The sequence below is a fragment of the Streptomyces sp. NPDC045022 genome (assembly GCF_056432605.1).
The window spans coordinates 140,116-157,664 of sequence record NZ_JBWKIR010000003.1; the positions used below are offsets into that span (position 1 = coordinate 140,116).

Below are 17,549 nucleotides of genomic sequence, written 5' to 3' on the forward strand. Positions count from 1 at the left end.
CGCGGCCGGCAGGGCTGTGAGAACGTCCCGGTCAGGCGCGAAGTCTCAGAAGCCGCTCAGATGCGTGGACGGCGCACCGATCCGCTGCCTAGGGTCGCGATCATGCCCGACATACCCGTGACCGTCACAGCCCTGCTCTGCGTGGCCGCCCTCGCGGCCGGCTGGATCGACGCGGTGGTCGGCGGGGGCGGCCTGCTGCTGTTGCCGGCGCTGCTGCTCGGGCTCCCTTCCGCCACCCCGGCCGCGTACGCGCTGGGCACCAACAAGGCGATCGCGATCGTCGGCACCGGCGGCGCGGCGGTGACCTACGCCCGCAAGGCGCCGGTGGACGTCGGTACGGCCGTACGCATCGGTCTCGCCGCCCTCGCCGGTTCCTCGGCGGGCGCGTTCTTCGCGGCCGGCATGAGCACGGACGTCCTCAAGCCGGTGATCATGGTCGTGCTGCTCGGGGTCGCCGCCTTCGTGATCCTGCGCCCCGCCTTCGGCACGGCCCCCGCCACCGGTCCCGCCACCCGCCGGCAGAAGCTCGCCGCGATCGGCCTGGCCGGCCTCGGCATCGGCTTCTACGACGGCCTGATCGGGCCCGGCACCGGCACCTTCCTGGTCCTGGCGCTGACCGCGGTCCTCCGGCTGGACCTGGTCACGGCCTCCGCCACCGCGAAGATCGTCAACTGCTGCACCAACGCGGGTGCCCTCGCCACGTTCGCCTGGCAGGGCACGGTGCTGTGGCGCTTCGCGGCCCTGCTCGCCGTCTTCAACCTGGCGGGCGGCACCCTCGGCGCGCGCACCGCGCTCAAGCAGGGGAGCGGCTTCGTCCGGGTCGTCCTGCTGACGGTCGTCCTCGCACTGGTGGCGAACCTGGCGTACGAACAGTGGCTGGCCTGACCGTCTGCGCTAACGGCTTCCCGACAGATGGGCGAACACCACCACGTTGCCCTGGTAGCCGGACGTCCTCGAGTAGCCGCCGCCGCAGGTGATGACGCGCAGTTCGGGGCGGGGGGCCGCGCCGTACACCTTCCGGTCGGGGAAGCTGTGGGCCGCGTACACCTCCACCGCGTCCACGGTGAACACGGCCACCGTGCCGTCCTGGCGGTCCACCTCGATGCGGGCGCCCCGCTTGAGCGCGCCGAGGTCGTAGAAGACGGCGGGGCCGTCGGCGTTGTCGACGTGGCCGGCGACGACCGCGGTGCCCGTCTCGCCGGGCATGGTGCCGGCCTCGTACCAGCCGGCGAGGTTCTTCTTCTCGGCGGGCGGCACGTCCAGGCTGCCGGAGCGGGTGAGGGCGAGGCCCATCAGCGGGGCGTTCACGCGGATCGCGGGGATGCGGATCCGGGTGGGCGGGGACGGCGCGAGGGCGACGGCCGCGAGCCGCTCGCCGCCCGGATCGGGGCGGCCCTCGACGGCCGACGGCTGCGGTGGGGTGTGCGTCCCGGCACCGCCGCCGAGCAGCCACACCGCGGAACCCAGGGCCACGACGGTGACCGCGGCTATCGCGGTGTCGCCGAGCCTGGCGCGTCTGGCGCTCCTGCGCATGCGAACCCCTCTCCCGGGGGCGGGCCCCGAAGGCTCCCTCCCCCTCCGGGCCGCGAGGGGCATCGGACCCGGAGGGGGTGGGACGTGCGGTACCGGCGGACGGACAGCGGAGGGTGTCCGTCAGATCCCGTCGCCTCTCGCCCGGCGATGCAGGAGCCAGGTACCGCCCGCGGCGGCGACGGCCAGAGCCGCCACACCCGCCGCGGTCTGCACGGGGTCGGGGCCGAGTGCGCCGCCGACCCCCGTCTTCACGCTCCCCCGCGGCTGCACCTGCTCGTGCGCCGCGCTCAGTGTCACCATCAGGTCGCCCTTCACCTGCCCGTTGCCCTCGGCGCACCTGGCGACGATCTCGTACGTCCCCGGCTGTGCGCTCGGCGGCACCCGGAACTGGCCGATCGCCTCGCCCTCGTGCGCGCTGGGCGCCAGCGTGAAGGTGCCGGCGCCGACCGCACCCGCGTCCCCGGTCGCGGAGCCCTTGTCCCCGCACACGGCGGTGTTCACCGTGACCTGTGCCCCGGGCGCCACGGTGGAGGGGTACACGTCCAGGCGGCCGGTGGTCTTGGTACCGGCTCGGGTGCTCCGGAGGTGAGCCGCCGTGTGTACGGCCTCGTCGGCGTAGGCGGGTGCCGCGACGGCCACGGCGAGCGCGGTACCGGTCAGCAGACGGGCGGTGCGTCGCATGGTGTTCCCCAGGGCTTGTCCGACTCGTGCCCTTCCGAGATAAGTGGCTCCCGGGCCGGTCCGCTTGCTGAGGGAGTGTCAGAAATGCGGTGAACGGGTGTCGGCCGCGCCCCCCACACGGGCTAGCCTCCGCGAGGTTCCGGCAGGTCATGGGCGTGTGCGCGGGTGCGGGAGAGAGCGGTACGAAGAGAACACGAATGGAGCGGCGGGCACCGGTGAACGGGTGACGGCATGTCAGTGCCACCGCCGGGCGGGCGCGACGGAGGCCGGCGCCCGGTCAGGGGCACCGGCCTCCGCCGGTCCTTCCGGGTCAGGTGACGTTGACCGCGCTCCAGGCGGCGGCCACCGCGTTGTACTCCGCACTGCCCGCGCCGTAGAGGTCCTTGGCGGCGTTCAGGGTGGCCGTGCGGGCGCCCTTGTAGTTCGTGGAGGACGTCATGTAGACCGTCAGCGCCCGGTACCAGATCTTGCCGACCTTGTCCCGGCCGATGCCGGTGACCGTGGAGCCGTTGTACGTCGGCGAGTCGTAGCTGACCCCGTTGATGGTCTTCGCGCCGCTGCCCTCCGCGAGAAGGTACGCGAAGTGGTTGGCGACGCCCGAGGAGTAGTGGACGTCGAGGTTCCCGACCGACGAACTCCAGTAGTCCGCCGAGCTGCCGTCCTTGGACGGCTTGTCCATGAAGCGCAGGGCCGCCTTGCCGAAGCCGGCGCGGACGATCTTCTCGCCGATGAGGTAGTCACCGGTGTCGGTGGGGTTGTTCGCGTACCACTCGACCATCGTGCCGAGGATGTCGGAGGTGGCCTCGTTCAGCCCGCCGGACTCGCCCGAGTAGGTCAGCGCGGCGGTCTTGGACGTCACGCCGTGCGACATCTCGTGCCCGGCGACGTCGAGGGCGACCAGCGGCCCGAAGGTGGTCCCGTCACCGTCGCCGTACGTCATGCAGAAGCAACTGTCGTCCCAGAAGGCGTTGTTGTAGTTGCTGCCGTAGTGGACGCGGTTGTACGAGCCCTTGCCGTCGTTCGCGATGCCGTTGCGGCCGTGGACGTTCTTGTAGTAGTCCCAGGTCTCGTTGGTGCCGTACTGGGCGTCGACGGCGGCCGAGGAGCGGTCGGCGTTGCCGCCCGTGCCCCAGTGGTTGTCGGCGTCCGTGAACAGGGTCGCGGGGGCCCGGCTGAAGCAGATGCCGAAGAAGCACAGGTCGGTCTTGTTCTCGGCGTCACCGGTGTAGGTGTTGCCACGTGTCGGGTCCTTCAGCTGGTACGAGGATCCCGACTGGGTGGTCTCCAGCGGCACCGTCCCGCTGTACAGCGAGCTGCCGTCGCCGGTGGCCGTCTCGATGCTGTCCCAGGCGTCGATCTGGCCGCCCGTGCGGGCGTCGGTCAGCACGGTCCGGGCGACCGGGTTGCCGAGCGAGTCGAGGCCGGCGGCGGTGGTCCGCCAGGCCAGCTTCGGGGAGCCGTGCAGGGCGTCGACGACCAGTTCCGGCTTGGCCTTGACCTGCTTGAGCGCTGTGCCGAGGTGGGCGGCGCGCAGCGCGTTCACCGCGAGATCGGCGGCCCTGGGGCCGGACACCTTCGGTGTGACGGAGGACAGGGATATCCGGCTCCGGGTCGCCCGGTCGGCGCTGCGGTAGCTGCCGTCGGACGCCAGGTGGACGACGAAGTCGCCGCCCAGGACGGGGAGTCGGTGGTAGGTGCGGTCGTAACGGACGTGCTGCGTGCCGTCCTTGTCCACGACCACGTCCCGGACACTGGTGTCCTGGCCGGAGGTGAGCCCCAGGCCGGCGGCGTGGGCGACGAGTGCCGACGCCGCGTGCTCGATCGCGGTGGCCCGGGTCGGTCTGCCGTCGGCGTGGGCGGCGGGGGAGAGAGCGACGGCCAGCAGGGTCGCGGTGGTGACGGCGACACCGGCGGTGGCGAGACGACGTGTTCCTCGGACGTGCTGCTGTATCCGGCTCATCTGTCTCCTCGGGAAGGCGCCTTCAAGGCGTGGGGGTGGCGCTGATGCCGAGAAAGAGTTAAGAGGGCATGACATGTCATGTCCATAGCGCGTTCATGGAGATGTGTGGGGAGGCGGAGGGGGTACAGAATCGTTTCCGTGATCGTCGAGGACTCCCGGCCGCTCCCGTTCTTCGTCTACGGCACCCTCCGCCCCGGCGAGGTGAACCACGACCTGTTCCTGCGCGGCCGGACCGCCGCGGAGGAGCCGGGACGTCTCGCGGACGCCGCGCTGTACGACGGCCCCGGCTACCCCTACGCCGTCGAGAGGCCCTGGGCGGAGGTGCGCGGGGAGCTGGTGACCGCCCGGCCGGACGCGTACGAGGACCTGCTCGCGGCCCTGGACCGGCTGGAGGAGTACGTGCCCGGCGACCCCCGCAACCTGTATGTGCGCGTCGCCCGGGACGTCGTACGCGCGGACGGCGGCGCCGTGCGTGCCTGGGTGTACCTGGCCGCCCCACGCGTCGCCGCCCGGCTGCGCACGGCGGGCACCCGCATCGAGGGCGGCGACTGGCTCGCCCGCCGCTGAGTCAGCCCAGCAGCGTCAGCCCCTCGGGCACCTCGATCCCGAACTCCTCCTGCACCACGCGACGCGCCTGCGCCTCGTCCGTCAGCTCGCGCTCGGTCACCGTGCCGTCGGCTCGGGTCTCGGTCAACCGGGGCCCGTCCAGCACCAGATGGCGCTCGGCGGTGGTCCGCTGCAGGTGGGCGCGGCGGGTGAACGGGGAACGCGGGTTGGTGCCGACGTGCCAGTTGAACACCTCGAAGTCCGGGACGGCGAACGGCTCCAGCGTGAACGCGTACTGGCTCACCCAGTCCCGCACCGCCGGGTCGTACGCCTGCAACGCCCACAGCTCCAGCGGCCCGTCGTGCGGCAGGACCGCGAACCGGTGCCGACGTCCCGCGTCCTCGAACTCCTCGCCCAGGACCAGCGGCACCGGCGCCAGCAGCGACCCGACCGCCCCGAAGCCGACGTCCGCCAGATACGGCTGGGGATCGCCCGGCACCTCGACCCGCAGCATCGCATGCGTCCGCGGCCGGCTCTCCGGCGTCGTGGCCCCCAGCACCACCCTCGCCGCCAGCGCGGACGCGCGGAAGCCGAGCGCTTCCAGTGCCCGCCACAGCAGGATGTTGTGCTCGTAGCAGTAGCCGCCGCGCCGGCCGTGGATCATCTTGGCCATCAGGTCGGCGGGGTCGAGGGACGGGGCCCTGCCGGACAGGGGGTCCAGGTTCTCGAAAGGCAGGGCCAGGGCGTGCGCCAGATGCACCCCCCGCAGGGTCGCCAGGTCGGCCTGCCTGGCCCCCTCCCATCCGATACGGCCCAGATAGGCGTCGAGGTCGAACTTCTCGAGGTCGGACATGCCTCGAATCTACGCGAGCCGCACCGGACCCAGCCGCCTCCCTGGGGCTGAACCGCGCTACTCCTGCGGACCGAGGACCTCCACCCGCACCGCGCACGACTTGAACTCCGGCATGCGGGAGGTCGGGTCGAGCGCCGGGTTGGTGAGGGTGTTGGCCCGGCCCTCGCCCGGCCAGTGGAAGGGCATGAAGACGGTGTCCGGGCGGATGGCGGTGGTGATGCGGGCCGGTGCCACGGCGCGGCCGCGCCGCGAGACCACCGCCACCGGGTCGCCGTCGGCCGCCCCGAGGCGGGCCGCGAGGCGGGGGTGCAGCTCCACGAACGGACCGGGTGCCGCGCTGTTCAGTTCCGCCACGCGCCGGGTCTGCGCCCCCGACTGGTACTGCGCCACCACCCGGCCGGTGGTCAGCAGCAGCGGGTAGTCGGCATCCGGCTCCTCCGCCGTCGCCCGGTGGGTCACGGCGACGAACCGGGCCCGGCCGTCGGCGGTCGCGAAACGCTCCAGGAACAGGCGGGGAGTACCGGGGTGCACAGCGGCCCCGGCCGACTGCCGCGCGTCCTCGGGGCCGGCGGTGGGGGCCGGCTGGTGCGGGTCGTCGGTGGGGGTGGTCGGGGTCGGCTGGTGCGCGTTCTCGGCGCCGGCGGTCGGGGACGGCCGGCGCTGGTTCTCGGCGTTGGCGGTGGGGGTCGGCTCTTGCGGGTCGTCGGGGTCGGCGGTCCGGGCCGGCTGGGGCGGGGCCTCCGGGCACGGCCAGAACACGCCGTCCTCCTCCGCCAGGCGGCGATAGGTGATGCCCGAGTAGTCGGCCGGGCCGCCCGCGCTCGCCCGGCGCAGCTCGCCGAAGACCTCCTCCGGGTCGGCCGGGAAGCCCTTCTCCACACCGAGTCGGGCGGCCAGCTCGTGCAGGACGTACAGGTCGCTGCGGACGCCGGGCGGGGGAGTCACCGCCTGGCGGCGCAGCAGGACCCTGCCCTCCAGGCTGGTCGTCGTGCCCGTCTCCTCGGCCCACTGCGTCACCGGCAGCACCACGTCCGCCAGCTCCGCCGTCTCCGACAGGACGACGTCCGCCACCGCCAGGAAGTCCAGCGAGCGCAGCCGTTCCTCGATGTGGGCCGCGTGCGGCGCCGACACCACCGGGTTGGAACCCATCAGCAGCAGCGCCCGGATGTCCGTGCCGAGCGCGTCCAGCAACTCGTACGCGCTGCGGCCGGGCCCCGGCAGGCTGTCCGGGTCCACGCCCCACACCCCGGCCACGTGCCGCCGCGCCGCCGGGTCGTCCAGCTTGCGGTAACCGGGCAGCTGGTCGGCCTTCTGACCGTGCTCACGCCCGCCCTGCCCGTTGCCCTGCCCGGTCAGGCAGCCGTACCCGGACAGTGGACGGCCCGCACGGCCGGTCGCCAGGCACAGATTGATCCACGCGCCCACCGTGTCCGTGCCCTTGGACTGCTGCTCCGGTCCGCGCGCGGTGAGCACCATCGCCGACTCCGGCTCGCAGAACAGGCGCACCGCCTCGCGGAGCTGGGGCACGGGCACGCCGGTTATCCGCTCGACGTACTCCGGCCAGTGCGCCATCGCCGCCGCCCGTGCCTCCTCCCAGCCGGTGGTCCGCTCCTGGATGTACGCCTCGTCCGTCCGCCCCTCGGCGACCACCAGGTGCAGCAGGCCCAGGGCCAGGGCGAGATCGGTGCCGGGGCGGGGCGCCAGGTGCAGGTCGGCCTGCTCCGCGGTCCGCGTCCGGCGCGGGTCCACGACGATCAACGTGCCGCCGTTCTCCCGCAGTTCCGTGAAGAACCGCAGCGACGGCGGCATGGTCTCGGCCAGGTTCGAGCCGACCAGGATCACGCACCCCGTCCGCGGGATGTCCTCCAGCGGGAACGGCAGCCCCCGGTCGAGCCCGAACGCCCTGGTGCCGGCCGCCGCGGCGGAGGACATGCAGAAGCGGCCGTTGTAGTCGATCTGCGAGGTGCCGAGCACCACCCGCGCGAACTTGCCCAGTGCGTAGGCCTTCTCGTTGGTCAGCCCGCCCCCGCCGAACACCCCGAGCGCGTCCGCACCGTACGTCGCCCGCGTGCCGCCGAGCCGCTCGGCCATCAGGTCCAGCGCCTCCGCCCAGCTCGCCTCCACCAGCCGGCCACCGGACCGCACCAGCGGCGTGGTCAGCCGCACCGCCGGCGACAGCACCTGGGCCGCCGTCCGCCCCTTGCCGCACAGCGCGCCCCGGTTCACCGGGAAGTCCGGGCGCTCGGACACCTCGGCGCCCCCCTGCGGCAGGGGCGTGACGGTCATCCCGCATTGCAGGGCGCAGTACGGGCAGTGGGTGGGCGTCGAGGTGCTCTCCATGCCGCCCAGCGTGCTGCGGGCGTGTTACACCCCGTGCGGCGTCCTGTTACGGCGGTGTGGTGCTGACCTCCCCGGGGTCCGCCCCCCGGCGTGAGGCGCGGGGCAGCTCCCGCGTCCGGGGGCGCCCGGCACTGCCACCGGGCCACCGCATGGCGTCACCGGCCCGCCGCCAGCGCCCGCGCCACCCCCGGCTCCTTCGGTCCCAGGAAGCGCGGGTCCGGCCGGAAGGCCGCGTCCAGCGCCGCCTTGCCCGCCGCGAACACCTCGCGCGTCCCGCCGTAGTACCAGGTCGCGTCGTGCTCGGCGTCGACCCCGACCCCGTACGAGTCGACCCCCGCCGCCTCGCACAGCGCGACGGCGCGCCGGATGTGGAAGCCCTGGCTGATCAGCACCGCCCGGTCGACCCCGAAGATCTTCTTGGCCCGCACACAGGAGTCCCAGGTGTCGAACCCGGCGTAGTCGCTGACGATCCGCGCGTCGGGCACCCCGTGCCGGGTGAGGTACGCGCGCATGGCGTCGGGCTCGTCGTAGTCCTCGCGGCTGTTGTCCCCGGTGACGAGGACGACCTCGATCCGCCCCTCCCGGTACAGCGTGGCCGCCGCGTCCAGCCGGTGCGCCAGGTACGGCGAGGGCTCCCCCTCCCACAGCCCGGCCCCGAAGACGACGGCGACCTCGGTGTGCGGCACGTCCGCCGTCGTACGGAGCCGGCCGGCCGTGGACACGTACAGCCAGGTCGCCGGCAGCAGCGCCAGCACGCACCCGGTCATCACGGCCTGTACCAGCCGCCGCTGCCCGGCACGGGTACGCGGCAGCCGCGGTCGACGGATCTTCATACGGTCCCCCGGAGCAAGTGATCGGTTCCGGCCACGAGGACGCCCGGCGACACCGCTCCGGTTCGCCTCACGCCCCGCGTCCGCGCACCGTGAAGCCACGGAAAACACTCGTGACGGCCCGGCAACGACGGCGCAACAGGGAGCCGCCAGGATCGTTCCATGACGGCGTCGCATCCTCCCCGCTCCGAGTCCCGCAGCCACCTCGACAGCACGGCGCACCTCATGGACGGCATCAGCAGCGAGCCGGCCGGCCGGCTCCGGCTGGTCCCGCCGATCGGACGCCGCCGGCCGGTCCCGCCCGCCCTCGTCCTGGTCGCCCACGGCAGCCGCGACCCGCGCGCGCTCGACACCGTACGGGCCCTCATGGCACGGGTCCGCGCACGGCGCCCCGCCCTCGCCGTCCACCTGGGCCACATCGAGCTGAACGAGCCCCTGCTCCCCGACACCCTCGCCGGCCTCGGCGACACCCCGGCCGTCCTGGTCCCGCTGCTCCTCTCGCGCGGCTACCACGTCAAACAGGACATCCCCGACATGGCGGCCGCGGTCCCGGCCCGCACCCGGGTGGCCGCCCCGCTGGGCCCGCACCCGCTCCTCGCGGACACCCTGTACGACCGCCTGGCCGAGGCCGGCTGGCCCACGGCCATGGACCCCGCCATCCGCCGCGCGAGCGCGGTCGTCCTGGCCGCGGCCGGCTCCCGCGACCCCGACTCGGCGACCGACACCCGCCGTACCGCCCGCCTCCTCGCCACCCGCCTGGGCGTCCCGGTGGTCCCCGCGTACGCCTCGGCGGCCACCCCGACCGTCCCCACGGCGCTGCGCGCACTGGCGGCCAGGGGCAGGCACCGGGTGGCGGTGGCGTCGTACTTCACGGCGCCGGGCCGCTTCGCGACCCAGTGCGCGCAGGCGGCACCCTGGATCGCCTCGGCCCCACTGGGCGCCCACCCCGCGATGGCCCGCCTGATCCTCCACCGCTACGACCAGGCACGGGCCATGGCGGAGGCGGAACTCGCCTCCGCCTGAAGCGCGCGGCGCCGCAGCCCCGACAGGGGCGCGGGAAGACCGCGCGGCCGGCCGGTGACTACCCGCAGACGCCGTGAAACAGCCACCCGGCAGACGATCAGGCGCCCGGCGGCACCTCGAATGTCACTGCCGACGCTTACTGTCGAATCATGGAAGGCACCGCAGGCACCGGCACCGCACCCGCTCCGGCATACGACCCGGCATCAGCCGAACGCTGGGCCCACGAACCGGACAAACGCCCGGGCCGCACCGCCTTCCAACGTGACCGCGCCCGCATTCTGCACTCCGCCGCGCTGCGCCGTCTCGCGGGCAAGACCCAGGTGGTCACTCCGGGGACCCGCAGTCAGGCCTGGGACGCCAGCCCCCGGACCCGCCTCACCCACTCCCTGGAATGCGCCCAGGTGGGCCGGGAGCTGGGCGCGGCCCTGGGCTGTGACCCCGACCTGGTCGAAGCGGCCTGCCTCGCCCACGACCTCGGCCATCCGCCCTTCGGCCACAACGGCGAACAGGCGCTGAACGAGTTCGCCGACGACTGCGGCGGCTTCGAGGGCAACGCCCAGTCCCTGCGGCTCCTCACCCGCATAGAACCCAAACGGTTCACCGGGGAACGCTCCGTCGGCCTCAACCTCACCCGCGCCACCCTCGACGCCGCCACGAAGTACCCCTGGCCGCGCGGCGCCCATCCCGCCGACCCGGCGTCGAGGAAGTTCGGCGTCTACGACGACGACCGCCCGGTCTTCGACTGGGTCCGGGCGCACGCCCCCGGCACCCGCACCTGCTTCGAGGCTCAGGTCATGGACTGGTCGGACGACGTGGCCTACTCGGTGCACGACGTCGAGGACGGCCTGCACGCCGGCCACATCGACCCCAACTGCCTGCAGGCCGACCCCGAGCGGCAGGCGGTCTTCGAGGTCGCCATCGGCCGGTACGTCCCCGCCGCCACCGACCCGGCCGAACTCGCCGAGGCCCTCGACCGCCTCCAGGACCAGGAGTGGTGGCCGCATGGCTACGACGGCACGGCGGTCGCCCAGGCCCGCCTCAAGGACGCCACCAGCCAGCTCATCGGCCGCTTCTGCCTGGCCGCCGAGGGCGCCACCCGCGCCGCGTACGGCAGCGGCCGGCTCACCCGCTACGGCGCCGAACTCGTCGTACCCCGCGCCACCCGCATGGAGTGCGCGGTGCTCAAGGCGGTCGCCGACCGGTACGTCATGCAGCGCGCCGAGCAGGAGCGACTGCGCGCCGACCAGCGGGTGATCGTCGCGGAACTGGCCGAGGCGCTCACCGCCCGCGCCCCCGACGGACTGGACCCGCAGTTCCGCGCCCTGTTCGACACGGCACCCGACGACCACGCGCGCAAGCGGGTGATCGTCGATCAGATCGCCTCCCTCACCGACGCCTCGGCCCGCTCGTCGCACGCCAGACTGACGGGGCATACGCCGGGCTGACCGGTGTGAGGAATATGCCTCCGACTGGCCTGATCGGGTCACTCCCTCTTCCCGCAGCCCGTCACGTGCGGGACGCTCGCATGTGGCGGCACCGTTACGAGGAGGCATCAAGTGGTCGACGCGGATCAGACATTCGTCATCGTCGGAGGCGGCCTCGCCGGCGCGAAGGCGGCGGAGACGCTCCGTGCGGAGGGCTTCACCGGCCGGGTGATACTGATCTGCGACGAGCGCGACCACCCCTACGAGCGCCCCCCGCTCTCCAAGGGCTACCTGCTCGGCAAGGAGGAGCGCGACAGCGTCTTCGTGCACGAACCCGCCTGGTACGCGCGCAACGACATCGAGCTGCACCTCGGCCAGACCGTCGACCGCGTCGACCGTACGGCGAAGACCGTCCGCTACGGCGACGACGGCACCCTCGTCCGCTACGACAAGCTCCTCCTCGTCACCGGCGCCGAGCCCCGCCGCCTCGACATCCCCGGCACCGACCTGGCGGGCGTCCACCATCTGCGCCGGCTCGCGCACGCCGAACGCCTCAAGGGCGTGCTGGCCTCCCTCGGCCGGGACAACGGGCACATCGTGATCGCGGGCGCCGGCTGGATCGGCCTGGAGGTCGCGGCGGCGGCCCGCGAGTACGGCGCGGAGGTCACGGTGATCGAACCGGCGCCGACCCCGCTGCACGGCGCCCTCGGACCCGAGCTGGGCAACGTCTTCGCCGAGCTGCACCGCGAGCACGGCGTCCGGTTCCGCTTCGGCGTACAGCTCACCGAGATCGTCGGCCAGGACGGGATGGTCCTCGCGGCCCGCACCGACGACGGTGAGGAACACCCGGCGCACGACGTCCTCGCGGCGATCGGCGCGGCGCCGCGGGTCGCTCTCGCGGAGTCGGCGGGGCTGGAGATCGCCGACCGGGCGCACGGCGGCGGCATCGTCGTGGACGAGCGGCTGCGCACGTCCGACCCCGACATCCACGCGGCCGGTGACGTGGCGTCCTTCCCGCTCGCCCTGTTCGGCACCCGGCTGCGGGTCGAGCACTGGGCGAACGCACTCAACGGCGGCCCCGCCGCCGCCCGCGCCATGCTCGGCAAGGACGTCACCTACGACCGCGTGCCCTACTTCTTCACCGACCAGTACGACCTGGGCATGGAGTACAGCGGGTGGGCGCCACCGGGGTCGTACGACGAGGTGGTGATCCGGGGCGACGCCGGAAAGCGGGAGTTCATCGCCTTCTGGGTGAAGCAGGGACGCGTGCTGGCCGGGATGAACGTGAACGTGTGGGATGTCACAGAGCCCATCCAGCAGCTCATCCGTTCCGGGGCCCGGGTGAACGTCGAGGCGCTCTCGGACCCGCACGTACCCCTCGGGGGCCTCACCTCCTGACCTTCGCGGGCACCAGGACTGTCACCGCGCCCCCGTAGAATCGGTTCGTGGCAGGACGGATCAACGACGAGGACGTGAAGGCGGTACGGGACGCGGTCCCGATCGACGCCGTGGTCTCCGAGTACCTCCAGCTGCGCAACGCGGGCGGCGGCAACCTCAAGGGGCTGTGCCCGTTCCACGACGAGAAGTCGCCGTCCTTCCAGGTCAGCCCCAGCAAGGGACTCTTCCACTGCTTCGGCTGCCAGGAGGGTGGCGACACCATCACCTTCGTGATGAAGGTCGACCACCTCTCCTTCTCGGAGGCGGTCGAGCGCCTCGCCGCCCAGGCCGGCATCACGCTGCGGTACGAGGAGGGCGGGTACAACCCGGCCCACCAGCGCGGCGAGCGCATCCGCCTGGTCGAGGCGCACAAGATCGCCGCCCAGTGGTACGCCGAGCAGCTCGCCACCAGCCCCGAGGCCGAGACCGGCCGGGTCTTCCTCGCCGAGCGCGGCTTCGACCAGGCCGCCGCCGTCCACTTCGGCGTCGGCTACAGCCCCCAGGGCTGGGACCACCTCACCCGCTATCTGCGCGGCAAGGGCTTCACCGACAAGGAACTGATCCTCTCCGGGCTGTCCCAGGAGGGCCGCCGCGGTCCCATCGACCGGTTCCGGGGCCGGCTGATGTGGCCCATCCGGGACATCGGCGGCGAGGTCGTCGGCTTCGGCGCCCGCAAGCTGTACGAGGCGGACAACGGCCCGAAGTACCTGAACACGCCCGACACGGCGATCTACCGGAAGAGCCAGGTGCTGTACGGCATCGACCTGGCGAAGAAGGAGATCGCCAAGTCCAGCCGGGCCGTCGTCGTCGAGGGCTACACCGACGTCATGGCCTGCCATCTGGCCGGGGTGACGACGGCCATCGCGACCTGCGGCACGGCCTTCGGCGGCGAGCACATCAAGATCCTGCGCCGGCTGCTGATGGACAACGGCTCGGCCCGGGTGATTTTCACCTTCGACGGTGACGCGGCCGGGCAGAAGGCCGCCCTGCGGGCCTTCGAGGACGACCAGAAGTTCGCCGCCGAGACGTACATCGCCATTGCGCCCGACGGCATGGACCCCTGCGAGCTGCGCCTGGCCAAGGGTGACGAGGCGGTCGCCGACCTGGCCGAACCCCGCACCCCGCTCTTCGAGTTCGCGCTCCGCCAGATCGTCCTCCGCTACGACCTCGACACCCCGGCCGGCCGCGCCGCCGCCCTGGACGAGGCCGCCCCCATCGTCGCCCGGATCAAGAACAGCGGCGCCCAGCACGAGGTCGCCGTCGACCTGGCCGGCATGCTCGGCATCCTCGACACCCAGTTCGTCGTCCGGCGCGTGGCCCAGCTGGCCCGCTGGGCCCGCGACCGCGGCGGCCAGGGACCGGCCCCCTCGGGCGCGCAGCCGTACGAGGCAGCCCACCGGCCCGCCAACGCCGGCCCCGCGCTCCAGCTCCGCAACCCCGTCTACGCCACCGAGCGTGAACTCCTCAAGCTTGCCCTGCAACGCCCCGAACTGGTCTCCCCGGCCTTCGACGCGTACGGCGTCGACGAGTTCACCGCAGCCCCCTACGCCGCCGTGCGGCAGGCCATCCTGGACGGGGGCGGCGTCGAGTACGGCGTACAGGACGCGCAGGAGTACCTGGTCCGCGTCCGCGAGGCCGCTCCCGACGACGCGGTCCGCGCCATGGTCACGGAGCTGGCCGTGGAGGCGATCATGCGCAGGTCGGTCGACGAGAACTACGCCGGCGAGCAGCTCGTGACCGTCCGCCGTCGTGCCGTGGAGCGCCGCGTCCAGGAGATCCAGATCACCGTCAGGCGCCTGGAGGCGGGCGGCGACCCAGCCCAGCTGGCCGCGGCGCGGAACGAACTGTGGGTCCTGCAGCAGTACGACCAGGCGCTAAAGACGCGGGGCGCCGCCGCCCTCTGACGCCCCCTCGAACGCCGGTGTCACCGCCCGCACCAGCCGGTCCGCGAACTCCCGTTCCCGCTCGGCGAACTGCGGGTACTCGGTGACGAAGTGGTGCCACTCGACGTACCCGACGGCCTCCACGACGTCCTCCAGGAGGACGTTCCGCCGGTACGGGTAGGGCCATTCGCCCGACAGCCGGAACACCTCGTGCAGCAGCTCGTGGGAGAGCGGGTGGCGCTCGGCGAGCAGGACGGCGTCGTAGAGGTCCTTGCCCTGGGCGTACATGTCGTTGATCAGCCACATCATCTTCCAGGCGAGCGACAGCCCGGGCGTCGCCGCGAGGAGGACCGCACCGCCCGGCAGTTGCACGGGCTCCGGTTCCTCGGGCAGCCGCTCGTTGAAGACGAAGTCCAGCTGGACGTGGCCGCCGGGCAGTCCGGGCGCCGACCAGGGCAGGACCATGCGGCGGCCGGGCACCCGCTCGTAGGTCCAGATGTCCTCCACGACCGCGTCCCGTGCCGAGAAGCGGACCTCGCCCCCCTGGGCCTGCGCGGCCGCCGCGATCCCGTGGATCATCCGGTCCGTCCGCTCCTCGTCGATCCCCCAGGTGGCCGGTACGACGACGAAGTCCAGGTCACCGGGCTCACGGGCGGCGTCCCCGAACCACAGCGACATCAGCATGCTGCCCCGCAGGACCAGCGCGTCGGCCCATGCGGACTCCGCGATGGCCGCCGGCACCAGACGCAGCGCCTGCCGCCGGGCCGCCCGCCACGCCTCGCCGCGCGCCGGGTCGGCGAAGTCGGGGTCGGTGGCCCGGTAGGCGTTCTGGTACTGCTTCAGCGCCGGCTCGAAGACGGGCCGTTGCCGCACGCCGTCGCCGGACACCCAGGTCAGCGTCCTGGGCAGATCCTTCTTCCGGCGGGTCGTCTCGTCCAACGGCTCCCGCGGGAGCTGCTCGCTGCGCCACCCGAACTCCTGCCACGACCCGCTCATGCCCGCACCGCCCGCTCCTCGATCCAGCCGTCGTCCACCGACTCGTCGCTGTCGTGGAGGACGAACTCCCGCTCCACGGAGAGCACTTCGAGCCCGTCCAGCTCCGCGAGCAGGCGCTCCAGGGCCCGCTCGGCCGCCGCTCCGGAAACGTCCCGGCAGCGCTGCGTCACGAACCGCTCGTGCCGGCCGCCCCCGCGCACCCGCCGCGCGTTCCACGACAGATGCGCTCCGTGCGGCACGACCCGCGCGGCCAGCGCTTCGAGGCCGGTGCCGGCGTCCAGCAGCAACTTCACGTGGTGCTCGAAGTACTGCCCGCCGCCGCACGGCCCGTCCGGCACCTCCGGCGCCCACGGAGCGGACTCGGTCTTCACCCGCACCGGCAGGAAGCCGTCCGCCCGCAGGGCGGCCACGGTCCGGGCCGCCCGCGCCGACTCCTCGGCGTACGACGCCGAACCGGCGAGGGTGAGCATCGGCTGCTGCCGCATCCGGCCGCGGGCAAGCACGATGTGGGTGAGCTTCAGCCCGGCCAGGTCCGCCCAGCCGCGCAGCCGTTCCGTCTCGGCGGAGTCGGCGCAGCGGACGGTCACATGGGTTTCGTACACAAGTCCGGACACCCGGGAATCCTCCCAGATCAGGGCCGAACAGGGCGCCCGGTTTTCCGGCCCAGGACACCAGCCCGTCACGGACCGGACGCAAAAAGTCACCGCAGGCCCCTCGTGGCGGGGAGTGTCGTACTCCACACTGGGGTCGGTGCCCGAGTCCTCGGAGCGCAGGCCGTCGACTCTCCGCTTCCGAAGTACCGCTGCCGCACGCCTTCAGCAGCGATCATCCTGGAGGTCGCCCCCCGTGCAGACCCAGACCCTCACCCAGACCGACAGCAGCACCAGCACCACCGCGGACGATCCGGACGCGGAGCCGGAGGTCCTCGTGGCCGTGCCCCCGCAGAGCCGTGCCGCCCTGCACCCCGAAGCGGTGCCCGGTGAGCCGGGAGAACCGCCCGCCGAGGCGCTCACGGAGGACCCCCAGGTACCCGACGAGCCCGTGCGGACCGAGGAGGCCGCCGAGCCCGTCGAGGCACCGGCCGCCGCCCGCGCCGATTCCGGCGGCCCGTCGGCCGATCTGTTCCGCCAGTACCTGCGCGAGATCGGCCGCATTCCGCTGCTCACCGCCGCCGAGGAGGTCGACCTCGCCCGCCGGGTCGAGGCCGGCCTGTTCGCCGAGGAGAAACTGAGCAACACCCCGGACCTGGACAGCCGGTTGGCGGGCGACCTGGACCGGCTCGTGGTCCTGGGCCGGATGGCCAAGCGCCGGCTCATCGAGGCCAACCTGCGGCTCGTGGTCTCCGTCGCCAAGCGGTACGTCGGCCGCGGCCTGACCATGCTCGACCTCGTCCAGGAGGGCAACCTCGGGCTGATCCGCGCGGTGGAGAAGTTCGACTACGCGCGCGGCTACAAGTTCTCCACCTACGCCACCTGGTGGATCCGCCAGGCCATGTCCCGGGCCCTGGCCGACCAGGCCCGCACCATCCGCGTCCCCGTCCACGTCGTGGAACTGATCAACCGGGTCGTCCGCGTCCAGCGCCGCATGCTCCAGGAACGAGGCTACGAGCCGACTCCCGAAGAGGTCGCCGCCCACCTGGAACTGCCGCCGGAGCGGGTCGGCGAGGTCCTGCGCCTCGCCCAGGAGCCGGTGTCGCTGCACGCCCCGGTCGGCGAGGAGGACGACGTGGCCCTCGGCGACCTCATCGAGGACGGCGACGCCGCGAGCCCGGTCGAATCGGCGGCGTTCCTGCTGCTGCGCGAACACCTGGAAGCGGTCCTGTCCACGCTCGGCGAGCGCGAGCGCAAGGTCGTACAACTCCGCTACGGCCTGGCCGACGGCCGCGCCCGCACCCTGGAGGAGATAGGCCGCATCTTCGGCGTGACCCGCGAACGGATACGCCAGATCGAGTCGAAGACCCTGAACAAACTCAGGGACCACGCCTTCGCGGACCAGCTGAGGGGTTACCTGGACTGAGCGGGGGCCACCGGCCGGCGGCCCCCG

Annotated in this window: 15 protein-coding genes; 7 read left to right on the forward strand and 8 right to left on the reverse strand. The window is 73.0% G+C overall.

Annotated elements, in window-relative coordinates:
- Window positions 1–102 precede the first annotated feature (102 nt).
- On the forward strand, window positions 103–885 hold the full coding sequence (locus AC07C1_RS06770; protein WP_478937388.1) for a sulfite exporter TauE/SafE family protein: 783 nt from the start codon (window positions 103–105) through the stop codon (window positions 883–885).
- Window positions 886–894: 9 nt separating this feature from the next.
- Here the strand turns inward: AC07C1_RS06770 and AC07C1_RS06775 are convergent, their stop codons facing one another.
- From AC07C1_RS06775 to AC07C1_RS06785, 3 genes are all read right to left on the reverse strand, one after another.
- Window positions 895–1,533, reverse strand: a complete 639-nt coding sequence (locus AC07C1_RS06775) for a class F sortase (protein WP_478937389.1) — start codon at window positions 1,531–1,533, stop codon at window positions 895–897.
- A gap of 120 nt (window positions 1,534–1,653) precedes the next feature.
- Window positions 1,654–2,214: a hypothetical protein gene (locus AC07C1_RS06780; protein WP_478937390.1), complete on the reverse strand. Its 561-nt coding sequence runs from the start codon at window positions 2,212–2,214 to the stop codon at window positions 1,654–1,656.
- 310 nt (window positions 2,215–2,524) lie between these two features.
- The gene (locus tag AC07C1_RS06785) at window positions 2,525–4,174 is read right to left on the reverse strand and encodes a M4 family metallopeptidase (protein WP_478937392.1); all 1,650 of its coding nucleotides are present in this window, start codon (window positions 4,172–4,174) and stop codon (window positions 2,525–2,527) included.
- Window positions 4,175–4,312: 138 nt separating this feature from the next.
- Here AC07C1_RS06785 and AC07C1_RS06790 point away from each other — a divergent pair, with 138 nt between their 5' ends.
- A complete protein-coding gene (locus tag AC07C1_RS06790; protein ID WP_478937393.1) occupies window positions 4,313–4,741 on the forward strand; it encodes a gamma-glutamylcyclotransferase family protein in 429 nt (142 codons plus the stop codon).
- A 1-nt stretch (window position 4,742) separates the two neighbouring features.
- Here the strand turns inward: AC07C1_RS06790 and AC07C1_RS06795 are convergent, their stop codons facing one another.
- From AC07C1_RS06795 to AC07C1_RS06805, 3 genes are all read right to left on the reverse strand, one after another.
- The gene (locus AC07C1_RS06795) at window positions 4,743–5,573 is read right to left on the reverse strand and encodes an arylamine N-acetyltransferase family protein (protein ID WP_478937394.1); all 831 of its coding nucleotides are present in this window, start codon (window positions 5,571–5,573) and stop codon (window positions 4,743–4,745) included.
- Between the two features lie 57 nt (window positions 5,574–5,630).
- Window positions 5,631–7,913 carry a molybdopterin oxidoreductase family protein gene (locus AC07C1_RS06800; protein ID WP_478937395.1) on the reverse strand — a complete coding sequence of 761 codons (2,283 nt, stop codon included), beginning with the start codon at window positions 7,911–7,913 and terminating at the stop codon, window positions 5,631–5,633.
- 155 nt (window positions 7,914–8,068) lie between these two features.
- Window positions 8,069–8,746 carry a SanA/YdcF family protein gene (locus AC07C1_RS06805; RefSeq protein WP_478937396.1) on the reverse strand — a complete coding sequence of 226 codons (678 nt, stop codon included), beginning with the start codon at window positions 8,744–8,746 and terminating at the stop codon, window positions 8,069–8,071.
- Window positions 8,747–8,905: 159 nt separating this feature from the next.
- Here AC07C1_RS06805 and AC07C1_RS06810 point away from each other — a divergent pair, with 159 nt between their 5' ends.
- From AC07C1_RS06810 to dnaG, 4 genes are all read left to right on the forward strand, one after another.
- Window positions 8,906–9,766 (forward strand): sirohydrochlorin chelatase, encoded by an 861-nt coding sequence (locus AC07C1_RS06810; RefSeq protein ID WP_478937398.1) that lies wholly within the window; start codon window positions 8,906–8,908, stop codon window positions 9,764–9,766.
- A gap of 149 nt (window positions 9,767–9,915) precedes the next feature.
- Window positions 9,916–11,211, forward strand: a complete 1,296-nt coding sequence (locus AC07C1_RS06815) for a deoxyguanosinetriphosphate triphosphohydrolase (protein ID WP_478937399.1) — start codon at window positions 9,916–9,918, stop codon at window positions 11,209–11,211.
- 111 nt (window positions 11,212–11,322) lie between these two features.
- Window positions 11,323–12,588, forward strand: a complete 1,266-nt coding sequence (locus AC07C1_RS06820; protein ID WP_478937400.1) for an NAD(P)/FAD-dependent oxidoreductase — start codon at window positions 11,323–11,325, stop codon at window positions 12,586–12,588.
- 47 nt (window positions 12,589–12,635) lie between these two features.
- A complete protein-coding gene (dnaG, locus tag AC07C1_RS06825) occupies window positions 12,636–14,531 on the forward strand; it encodes a DNA primase (RefSeq protein WP_478937401.1) in 1,896 nt (631 codons plus the stop codon).
- Here the strand turns inward: dnaG and AC07C1_RS06830 are convergent.
- On the reverse strand, window positions 14,502–15,506 hold the full coding sequence (locus AC07C1_RS06830; RefSeq protein WP_478937402.1) for a nucleotidyl transferase AbiEii/AbiGii toxin family protein: 1,005 nt from the start codon (window positions 15,504–15,506) through the stop codon (window positions 14,502–14,504). The two genes, dnaG and AC07C1_RS06830, sit on opposite strands and share 30 nt — an antisense overlap.
- Window positions 15,503–16,120 (reverse strand): hypothetical protein, encoded by a 618-nt coding sequence (locus AC07C1_RS06835; protein WP_478937404.1) that lies wholly within the window; start codon window positions 16,118–16,120, stop codon window positions 15,503–15,505. Before AC07C1_RS06835 ends, AC07C1_RS06830 begins: the two co-directional genes overlap by 4 nt.
- Before the next feature lie 232 nt (window positions 16,121–16,352).
- Here AC07C1_RS06835 and AC07C1_RS06840 point away from each other — a divergent pair, with 232 nt between their 5' ends.
- Window positions 16,353–17,522: an RNA polymerase sigma factor gene (locus AC07C1_RS06840; protein ID WP_478937405.1), complete on the forward strand. Its 1,170-nt coding sequence runs from the start codon at window positions 16,353–16,355 to the stop codon at window positions 17,520–17,522.
- Window positions 17,523–17,549: the final 27 nt, after the last annotated feature.